The 10,133-nt window shown below is 68.5% G+C and carries 7 protein-coding genes; 5 read left to right on the top strand and 2 right to left on the bottom strand.

Annotation, left to right across the window (positions count from 1 at the left end; genetic code table 11):
- Positions 1-454: 454 nt before the first annotated feature.
- Positions 455-1,708: a cytochrome P450 gene (locus DD1DGNOD_RS02200; RefSeq protein WP_131769325.1), complete on the top strand. Its 1,254-nt coding sequence runs from the start codon at positions 455-457 to the stop codon at positions 1,706-1,708.
- Between the two features lie 157 nt (positions 1,709-1,865).
- On the opposite strand, the gene DD1DGNOD_RS02195 is transcribed toward DD1DGNOD_RS02200, so the two are convergent.
- A complete protein-coding gene (locus DD1DGNOD_RS02195; RefSeq protein ID WP_241251157.1) occupies positions 1,866-3,434 on the bottom strand; it encodes an NAD(P)/FAD-dependent oxidoreductase in 1,569 nt (522 codons plus the stop codon).
- A gap of 602 nt (positions 3,435-4,036) precedes the next feature.
- Here DD1DGNOD_RS02195 and DD1DGNOD_RS02190 point away from each other — a divergent pair.
- The 3 genes from DD1DGNOD_RS02190 (at position 4,037) to rlmB (ending at position 8,090) form a co-directional block, all read left to right on the top strand.
- Complete coding sequence (locus DD1DGNOD_RS02190) at positions 4,037-5,287, top strand: cytochrome P450 (protein WP_131769324.1); 1,251 nt, start codon at positions 4,037-4,039, stop codon at positions 5,285-5,287.
- 15 nt (positions 5,288-5,302) lie between these two features.
- Positions 5,303-6,763 carry an MFS transporter gene (locus DD1DGNOD_RS02185; protein ID WP_131764932.1) on the top strand — a complete coding sequence of 487 codons (1,461 nt, stop codon included), beginning with the start codon at positions 5,303-5,305 and terminating at the stop codon, positions 6,761-6,763.
- A gap of 100 nt (positions 6,764-6,863) precedes the next feature.
- Positions 6,864-8,090 carry a 23S rRNA (guanosine(2251)-2'-O)-methyltransferase RlmB gene (gene rlmB / locus DD1DGNOD_RS02180; RefSeq protein ID WP_131769323.1) on the top strand — a complete coding sequence of 409 codons (1,227 nt, stop codon included), beginning with the start codon at positions 6,864-6,866 and terminating at the stop codon, positions 8,088-8,090.
- Between the two features lie 153 nt (positions 8,091-8,243).
- On the opposite strand, the gene DD1DGNOD_RS02175 is transcribed toward rlmB, so the two are convergent.
- Positions 8,244-8,765 carry a MarR family winged helix-turn-helix transcriptional regulator gene (locus DD1DGNOD_RS02175; RefSeq protein WP_131764933.1) on the bottom strand — a complete coding sequence of 174 codons (522 nt, stop codon included), beginning with the start codon at positions 8,763-8,765 and terminating at the stop codon, positions 8,244-8,246.
- A 394-nt stretch (positions 8,766-9,159) separates the two neighbouring features.
- On the opposite strand from DD1DGNOD_RS02175, the gene DD1DGNOD_RS02170 reads away from it, so the two are divergent.
- Complete coding sequence (locus DD1DGNOD_RS02170) at positions 9,160-9,921, top strand: FadR/GntR family transcriptional regulator (protein ID WP_131764934.1); 762 nt, start codon at positions 9,160-9,162, stop codon at positions 9,919-9,921.
- Positions 9,922-10,133: the final 212 nt, after the last annotated feature.

Raw genomic sequence — 10,133 nt, 5'->3', positions numbered from 1 at the left:
GGCACCTCCGTCCCCCGCCGGCCCGCGCAGGCCGCGCAGGCCGCGGTGACCGTCCGTCGCGGGATATCCGGACCCGCCGATTTCGTCAGACTCCGCCTGTAACCACCGGAGCGAATCCCATTGCATTGTTTCCTGTAGCACCTTTTCCCATCGCGTCATCCCATCGCGTCATCTCCTATCGTGCCATTTCGACTGCCAATCGATGCCTCGTCGGCGGTTCAACGATTCGTGCGGTTCCCGCCGTCGCCGATTCAGTACCGATTCATCGGGGATTAATGCTGCCCGGGGATTCTTCTACTCGGCGGCCGGCGGCGGTATCGCGTCACCACCTGCCGGCAATACCGCCTGCCCGGGGGGCACGGGTGAATCGTGAGAGGAGCGGTATGGACGGTCCGGCGGCCGACGCTGTCGTATCCGGTGCCCCGGATGACCACGACGAGGAGAGGGCCCGGCCATGAGTTCCGCCTCGACATCGGATGCCCCCGGCGCTGCCGTACCCCTGGCGTTCGGCGCCTTCGACCCGGCACGCCGCGCCGACCCCTACCCGAGCTACCGTGCCCTGCGGGCGGCGGATCCGCTCTACCGCATCCCACTGGGGGAGCTCCCGGCCACGGTGGTGACGCGCTACCGCGACTGCGTGACCGCCCTGTCGGAAACAGCATGGGGGCGCGACGAGGTGGGGACCAACGCATGGCGCCGCGCCGAGGCGCTGGACGGCGGGCTCAGATCATTCCTGCGGATGAACCCACCCGGCCACACCCGGTTGCGCGGCCTGGTCAGCAAGGCTTTCACCCCCCGGGTGATCGCCGGTCTGGAACCACGGATCACGTCCCTGGTCGATTCACTGATCGACACCGCGCTTGCGCAGGCGGGTGAGATCGACCTGATCGACGCGCTCGCCCGCCCGCTCCCGCTGCGCATCATCTGCGAACTGCTGGGCGTGCCCGCACAGGACGAGCAGACGTTCCGGGGCTGGGCCAACGATCTCACCCGCGGAATCGACCCGGACTACCTGCTCACCCCCGACGAACTGGCCCGGCGCGTCACGTCCTCCCGTGACTTCGACGCCTACTTCACGGAGCTGATCGCACAGCGCCGAGCCCGGCCGACCGAGGACCTGCTCAGCAGTCTGGTGGCGGTGCGGGACCAGGGCGACATGCTGAGCGAGACCGAACTGCTGGAGCTGTGTGCCCTGCTGCTGGTCGCCGGGTACGAAACAACGGTCAACCTGATCGGCAACGCCGTGCTGGCGCTGCTGCGTAATCCCGACCAGCTTGCCCTCCTGCGCGCCGATCCCGACCTCATGCCCTCCGTCATCGACGAGACGTTGCGCTACGACCCACCCATCCAGTTCATCGGTCGTCTCGCTCTACGGGACACCGAGATCGCCGGACGCGCGTTCGCTCAGGGTGAAATAATCATTGTCCTGTCCGCGTCCGCCCAGCGGGACCCGGACGTCTTCGCGGATCCGGACCGCTTCGACGCCACCCGCTACGCCGGAACCGCTCCCGCTCCCCGTCACCTCGGTTTCGGTCTGGGCATCCACTACTGCCTCGGCGCACCGCTGGCCCGGCTGGAGACGGAGATCGCCATGCGGGCGCTCATCCGCCGTGCCCCGGACCTCGCCCTGGCCATGGACCCGCCGCCCTACCGACCGCACCTGACCGTACGCAGCCTCGCGGCCCTGCCCGTCCGGCTGTCGTCCTGACCCGTCCCGCGTCCTGAGCATGATGGACGATCACGGTGAATGGATGACCGGCGCGGATGACCGCGGTGAATGGATGACCACGTGAAGAAGCGCTGACGGAGGGGAGACACGCACCGTCAGCGCCCACAGACACACAGCGTCCCGGAGACACGCACCGTCAGCCCCCGGGAGTGCCTGTCCCAGCCTCCTGAACCCCAGCCTCCTGAACTACGGAGGTGGACACCTTCCTCGGCGTGGTCGGGTGCGCCCAGCCGAACCGGACGACTCCGGCTGCCACGGCCGGGCGCAGCAGCGTTGTGGGGGCGTCCACAAGGTTCAGCATGCTCATCAGGGCGCGCGCCACCGTGGCGTCCTGATGTGCCGCGACCTGTACCCGTTCCGCGTACGGGCCCACCAGCCGGTCACGCAGGCTGCGTCGCCCCCTGACACCGGGATAACGCAGGTCGGCACCGTTTGCCATATCCCACGCGACGTCCACGAGACGTCCGGCCTGCTGGTAGAAACGAGCCGGCAGATTCGGGCCGCCGGCCCTCAGGCAGTCCTGCAGCGCTCGCACCTGCTGGGCCGCCACGGTCATTCCCTGAGCATAGAGCGGATTGAAACTGCACACCGCATCACCGATGGCGAGGAATCCTTCGGGTGGGTTCTTCAGACGCTCGTAGTGTCGACGCAGCGAACCGGAGAAACGGTGGGGTACCGGGTCGCTCAATGCCTCGGTCGACGTGACGAGGTCGTAGATGTCAGGTACGGGCAGGGTCCGGGCGAACGCCTCGAAACCCTCGGGATCCGTCGGTGGATGGTCACCGAGCATTCCGGCGAGCGTGATGTGCCAGCGGTCGCCTTCCAATGCGACGGCGCCGCCGCCACGGAATCCGGGCATGGTAGAGATTATGATCGAACGCTGACCGTCGAGGTGTTCGGGACGGTAACGGTAGAAACGCGACGCATAACCGAGATCCACATCGGTTCGCCGCTCGGGCGGCCGGGGCATGTCAAGGGCGGCCAGCCAGTCCGGGCTGCGGGAGGCACGGCCGGTCGCATCCACGACGAGGTCCGCGCGGATGAGATCGGTATGCGTGGCATCCACGCGGGTGAAGTCCGTGCGAACGAGGCGGCTGAGGTCCCTCTCGTCGGCCCCCGGGCCGGCCGGCCACGAGCCCTCCTCGGCGGCAGCGCGAGATGACCGGGCGACGCGCACGCCGATGATCCGGCCAGGAGCGTCGGGTGCCGCGACAAGCCCGGCCGCGGACGTCCGCTCGACGAACTCCACTCCGGGGATCTTCCGCAGTCTCGTCCGCAGGACGTCCTCCAACAGCCCCCTGCTGGCAAGCACCGAGGTCAGCCCGGTCGGGGTCGAGCAGACCCGCAACCCCCGCAGGTACCAGCGGGAACCCACCAGCGTCTCGATCGTGGACGCGCCCCGCTGCGTGAGTTCCGTGGTCAGCCCGGGGAACAGCTCCTCCATGATCTGGCGCCCGCGGTCGAGCAGCCCGTGCAGGTGCCTTCCCTGAGGCGCTCCACGGCGCGAGTCCCCGTCGAGGAGCACGTCCCGTTCCAGCACCGTGACCCGGTCGAAGGTCTCCGACAGCACCTGGGCGGCCAGCAACCCGGCGATCCCGGCACCGAGGACGACCGCGTGACCACGGCCGTCCGCGGCCTGCCGGACCTGTGACAGCCGGCTGTGCAGCGGATCCCGCGGACCGGGCTGCAATTCCTGGTCCGACATCGGGGGCACTCCGCCGTCCTCCATCACGCCTCCCGTGGCCGTCACGCATTCGCCGTCATGTATCCCCAACCGGCATGGCCCGGCCGTCCCGAGAGCTTTCCCCGCGCCTTGTCCACGCACCGTGTCGTCCCGCCGCCGACCACTGATCCGGCGATTCCGGCCGCGTTGCCATCGATATCTTGGGTCCGTCGCCTCTCCGGCGTCAACCGGACCTGCGAAGATTGACAAAATGCATCGGGAACCTCTTCTCCCCTGCGCCGGGAAGCACCGTAACCGCAGGTCGCGAGCTCGCCCCTACTCTTTATCTTGCCCTTTGCGCAACCCCGCCGTTATCAGCCAATCCGATTGATCCATTCGATGCCACAATGGCCGGCCCCAGCGGCGACCGGGTCGCCACCAAGCCCGTTAGGTTCTCGTCCCGGCACGTAAATGGACCGTTCACCGGGCCGCCAGCCGGGCGTGCTGAAATACCGTTTCACTGGACGACCCTGTGCGTTCGGTGATTTCATCACCGGTGCCGGCGCCAGATACATCAGCCGGTGCGGTCGAGGCCTGAGACAACCGGTGACGACGGCACCGAAGAATCGTGAGAGGGAGCCGACATGGACGTGGCGACGACCCCGGTGAAAACGCCGAACAACCCTGCCGCGCCGCCGCCCCTGCTGAATGAACTGTTCGACCCGACGAACCGGGCCGACCCGTACTCCCGGTACGACGATCTGCGCGACGCCGGCCCGCTGCACATGTCGGACTTCGGACTGCACCTGGCAACCCGCTACGAGGACTGCGTCCAGATCCTGCAGAGCGGGGACTGGGGGCACGACAAGGAGGCGGAGCAGCTGCACCCCACCATCCCGGCGTCGGCCTTTCCGGACACCTTCCTGTGGATGGAGCCGCCCGACCACACCCGGCTACGTGGTCTGGTCACCAAGGGCTTCACGGCACGGCGGGTGGCGGGCCTCCGGCCTCGTATCGAGGAACTCGTCAACGAGCTGATCGACGCCGCGCTCGACGCCGGCGAGTTCGACCTGATCGAGACGATCGCCTACCCGCTGCCGCTCACCATGATCTGCGAGATCCTGGGCGTGCCCGCCGAGGACCACCAACTGGTGCAGAAGTGGTCGCAAGCGCTTGCTCGCGCGTTCGACCCGGACGTCTACATGACCCCCGAGGCGCTCACCGCTCGTAACCAAGCACTGCCGGAGTTCGCCGGATACTTCCGCCAGCTCGTCAACGAACGGCGGCAGCACCCCGGTGACGACCTGATCAGCTCCCTGGCCGCGGTGGAGGACCAGGGTGACAGGCTCACCGCCGACGAACTGCTCGGCACCTGCATCACCCTCATCATCGCCGGCCACGAGACGACCGTGAACCTGGTCGGCAACGGCGCCCTCGCCCTGCTGCGCAACCCCGACCAGCTCGACCTGCTGCGCAGGCGGCCGGAGCTGATCCCCAGGGCCGTCGACGAGCTGCTCCGCTACGACTCGCCCATCCACATGAACACCCGCGCCGCCAAACGGGAGCTCGTGGTCGGCGGCCGGACCTTCGCCCCCGGGGAAGGCGTGGTCGCCCTGATCGCCTGCGCGAACCGCGACCCGGACGCCTACGACGAGCCGGACCGGCTCGACGTCACTCGTTTCTCCGGGGAGCAATCGGTCTCCCGCCATCTGTCCTTCAGTCTCGGTCACCACTACTGCCTGGGCGCACCCCTCGCCCTCCTGGAAATGGAGATCTTCCTCGACACCTGGGTCGGCCGCGTAGGGACCGCCGAGATCCTCACGGCCGAGCCGACGTACAAGCCGAACATCCTCATCCGCGGTCTGGCGAACCTTCCCGTGCGCTTCCAGGCGTAGGCAACCAGCGTTCAAGTGATCATCGCCGGAAGTTCGCCCGGAGTCCGCGCCGGTGACGCGACGGCGCGGCTCCTGGTGCTCACGCTCTGCCTCGATGTCATCGTCCTGTCCCTGATACAGACCCTGGTCGTGCCCGCGCTGACCGAAATCGCGGGACAGCTTCATACGACCACGGCGACCGTGAGCTGGGCGGTCACGGCGAACCTGCTCGCCGCCGCGGTACTCACCCCGCTCCTCAGCAGGCTCGGAGACCTCCACGGAAAGCGTCGCGTACTGCTCGGGGTCCTGGCGGTGGTCGTGGCGGGTTCACTACTGGCCGCGGCCACCGCATCCGTGCCGCTGCTCGTCCTCGGCCGGGTGCTGCAGGGAGCCTCGTACGGCATCTTCCCGCTGGCCATGGGCGTGCTGCGGGATGAAATCCGCACCGACCGGCTGACCTTCGCGATGGCCGTGGTCAGCGGGATGCTCGGGCTCGGCAGCGGGCTCGGCGTCGGCCTGGCCGGAATGCTTACCCGTAACCACGGCGACTATCATCAGATCTTCTGGCTTGCCACCGTGGCCGGTTTCCTCGCTCTCCTCCTGACCGCGGTCGCGGTCCCGCACAGGGACAGTCATGCTTCGGGAACGGTGGACTGGTTCGGTGCCGGGCTACTCGGTGCGGCGCTCGTCCTGCTACTCCTGCCGCTGTCAGAGGGCAACGACTGGGGATGGACCTCCGCGGCCACCCTCTGCTGCTTCACCGCCTGCGCGGTGCTGTTCGCGGTATGGCTCGGCGTCGAGAACCGGGTCGGCACGCCGCTGGTCGCTCCGAGGCTGCTCGCCCACCGACCCGTCCTCATCACAAACCTCGCCGGACTGTTCCTCGGAGTGGGGATGTTCACCGGCTTCCTCGGCATCTCCCACCTCGTCGAGACGCCCCGCGCCGAGGCCGGCTACGGCTTCAGCGCCAGCGTCCTCGCGACCAGCAACGTCTATCTGCTTCCCGGGGTGGTGGCCGGCGTGCTCGTCGTACCGTTCAGCGGCAGAGTGGTACGACGCCACGGCGGCCGGGCGACGCTCCTGGCCGCCACCGTCCTCGGCGTCACCGGGTTCGCTCTCCTTGCCTTGTTGCATGACGCAACCTGGGAGGTCATCCTCGGTGGAGTGATCGTCAACTTGTCGATCACCTTTGGGTACGCCGCCATACCCCCTCTGCTCGTCCTGGCGGTACCGCCAGGTGAAACCGCGATCGCCAACAGCATCAATTCCATCGCGCGCACGGTTGGCAGCGCGCTCGCCAGCGCCATGACCGTCACCCTGCTGACCAGCCGGCTCCTGCCCACAGGCATGACCCGCGAATCCTCCTATACCATCGCGTTCACGATCGCAGCCGCGGGATTCGCCGTTTCCGGCCTGCTCGTCGGCCTCGGCCTGAAAAGCGGGCGCCGCCTGGAGCCGGCAGATCCTGGACGACCTCCGGTGATGAGCGCGGCCTAACGCGGGTCGGGCGATCCCGCGTTAGGCGCGGGCAGGCGTCCGTATACCGTATGACGATGTTTTCCGATACCTGCGGGCCCCGTGCTGGTGGAGTCCTCTGATGGCCGGCCAGTCCAGGCGCGGCGGCAATGGCGTGGCCCGCGGTGGTCAGGGCGGCCGCGCGGCCAAGGCCGGGTCACACCGTAAAGGCGCGTCGGCCGGTAGCGGGGGGCAGCGGCGAAAGAGCCTGCAGGGGCGTGGAGCGACCCCACCAGCCGAGATGCGTCCCGGCCACCCGGCCCAGCGTCGGGCAGCTGCGGCTGCGGCCACCGCTGGCGAGGCACGGCGTCCCAGCGGACCTCGCGCCGCCGACAAGAGCGGGCAGCGTGACGACCGGACTCGTGACGACCGAGGCCGTGACGACCGGGCTCGCGGCGCCAGGACCCGTGACGACCGGGCCGCCGGTGATACCGGGGCCCGCGGCCCCCGTGCGCCGCAGCGGGGCCGCACGGGCGGGCCTGCCTGGGCTGGTCCGGCCCGCGCGGGGCGCTCCGGCCGTGCGGAACGGGACGAGCGGGGCGAACTCGACGAGCTGGTGGTCGGCCGCAACGCGGTGGTCGAGGCGCTGCGGGCGGGCGTCCCGGCGTCCGTCCTCTACGTAGCTGCTGGAACCGACTACGACGAACGTCTTGACGAGGCCCGTCGCCTTGCCCCGCGCGGCGGGGTGGCCGTCGCGGACGTCGCACGGACCGAACTGGACCGGATATGCGGTTCCGCGCCGCATCAGGGGCTGGCGCTGTCGATACCGCCATTTCAGTACGCCCATCCCGACGACCTGCTCGCCCGCGCGCAGGGAGCGCCACCAGGACTGTTGGTGGCCCTGGACGGCGTGACCGACCCGCGCAACCTCGGTGCGGTCATCCGGTCGGCGGCGGCGTTCGGCGCGCATGGGGTCATGGTGCCCGAGCGGCGGGCAGCCGGCGTCACCGCCGCGGCCTGGAAGACGTCGGCCGGCGCCGCGGCCCGGTTGCCGGTGGCGCGGGCGACGAACCTTGTGCGCGCGCTGACGAGCTGGGCGCAGGCCGGTCTGTTCGTGGTGGGACTCGCCGCGGACGGCGAGATCAGCCTGGACGACCTGGAGATGACCTCCGACCCGCTCGCGCTGGTTGTCGGTTCGGAAGGACGCGGCCTGTCGAGACTGGTCGGGGAACACTGCGATCTGACCGTGCGGATCCCGATGGTCGGGAAGGTCGAGTCGCTCAACGCCGGGGTCGCCACGGGTGTGGTGCTGGCGGAGATCGCCCGCCGCCGGCGGGTGGACGGAGCGGGGAGCGCCAGCCGAGGGTAGGGCCTCACCCGAGAGCCGGTTGACCGGCCTCTCCCGAGGGGAAGTCGGCCAAGGTCTCACGGCCGAGAACGCTCACTCAGCCCACCCTCGGCCGATCCTGCCGGTTTTTCCACCAATCCTGCTGGTTGCCCTCGGTTTCTGCTGGCCGGGTTTCTACTGGCCTGCCGCCTGCGGCCAGTGCAGCGCCGCCGGTGACGCGGATGACGCGGGTGGCGCGGAGCGTCCGGTCTCGTCGTCGAGAATGGCGACGGTCCGCTCGAGCAGGGAACGAAACTCCTCCGACTCGGCGGGGGTGAAGACGGCGGCAAGGCGCTGCTCGACCGCGAGCGCGACGGCGTCCGCCCGGTGCAACAGCACCCAGCCGGACTGGGTCAATCGGCACTGGAAGACCTTGGCATGGACGTCCGACTGCTCACGTACGATCAGCCCCTTCGCCTCGAGCGTGAGCAGCAGGCTTGCCATCGACTGGGGCGTGACCATACATCGGCGGGCGAGCTGGGCACCGGAGAGCCCAGGTGACTCGGCAAGCGTGAACAGTACCGTGTACTGCGGGACGGACAGACCGACGTCGCGCAGCGCCCGGGTCTTCTCGCGGATGAGCGCCTGTTCAGCCCGCTTGATCGAATGCCCGAGGCGGGATACGGCGGTGGCGGGCGGTGGTTCGTCCCACTCCATTTCGTGGTCTCTCCTCTCACATACCACCGGTCTCACCTACCACCGGGCGGATACGCCGACGTCCGGGTCCAGATATCCTTTGCCCCCTCCGGCGAACGGCGCGAAAAGGGCGACGCCTTCACTCTAATACTCCCTACCCATTCCCAACCGACAGTGTTGTATATACCAGTTCCCGTGGTGGAAGCGTGGATGCGGCGATGTGCCGGGTAGTCATGCCGACGTGACGGCCGGTCAGCCCACCGGCCTACCGGAAACCCACAGTAATAGCCAGTGAACACGGGTGTGGGTCGATTCACAGGACGTGTGCGGCCTCACAAGAATCCGACCGCACCAGATCATGGCGCTCTTCCGCCGTTAGCATGGCTTCTCACGCTTCAGCGAGGAGGCGGACGACATGGGTGTCAATATGTTCGGGCCGGAACGTGGGCCGAGGTTCAGCAAGTTCTCCGAGATGGTCGCCGACGACCTCCGAGGCAGGATGGCGCGCGGTGAGGTCAGGCCCGGCGAGCATCTCCCGCCGGAGAGCGAGCTGATGGACATATACGGTGTCGCGAGGCCGACAATGCGCGAGGCATTGCGCATCCTCGAATCCGAGTCCTTGATCATTCTTCGTCGCGGGTCCCACCTGGGACCACTCGTTCAGGAGCCGGACACCCGGGTTCTCGCGCGGCAGACCGGTCTACGCCTGCAGATGCAGGGAACTTCCGTCAGGGACCTGGTTGAGGCGCGGGCGGTGGTGGAACCGGGCGCCGTGGCGCTGGCAGCAGCACGCCGGAGCGGATCAGACCTCCGGAAAATGCGTAACTGCCTGCTGACCGCCGGCAGGCCACGCAGCATTCTCGACTTTTCCCGCCCGTCCATCGACTTTCGCATCCTGGTCGTGCGGTCGTCCCACAACAAGACTCTGATCCTGATGGCGGAACTCGTCTCGACTCTGCTCCGGAAGGAGTACGAATCCGTTCTGCGGAATATCTCCGAAGCGGACGGGCGCCAATTCATCCAACAGTCGGTCGCCCGGTACGAACGCCTGACCGACCTGATCGAAAATCGGGACGTGCAGGGCGCCGTCGAATTCTGGCAGAACCACGGTACGGTCGACGCGGAGCTCGGGACGAGCAGCCTGCAACCGGGCCCGATGCTCGCGGTCTATTCCTGACCCACTGACCGAGGGCTGGTCGGCAGGTGTCGGCACGTTCTCCCCGGATCCGGCCACTGCCGAAACCTGACCGGCCGGCTCGGGATGCAGTTCCGACACGACGACTCCCCATCGGACGCGCCTCCCCCGGGTCGGGCTCTGGGCGAGGCGTCCGGGTCGGGGCCCGGCCATCGGACATCGCGGGGTGGGGCGGCCCGCGGGAGGGTCGGGCG

The sequence above is a fragment of the Candidatus Protofrankia californiensis genome (genome assembly GCF_900634765.1).
Taxonomy (GTDB): Bacteria; Actinomycetota; Actinomycetes; order Frankiales; family Frankiaceae; genus Protofrankia; species Protofrankia californiensis.
The sequence above is the reverse complement of the archived record's forward strand: the minus strand, read 5'-3'. Positions and strand labels throughout refer to the sequence as shown.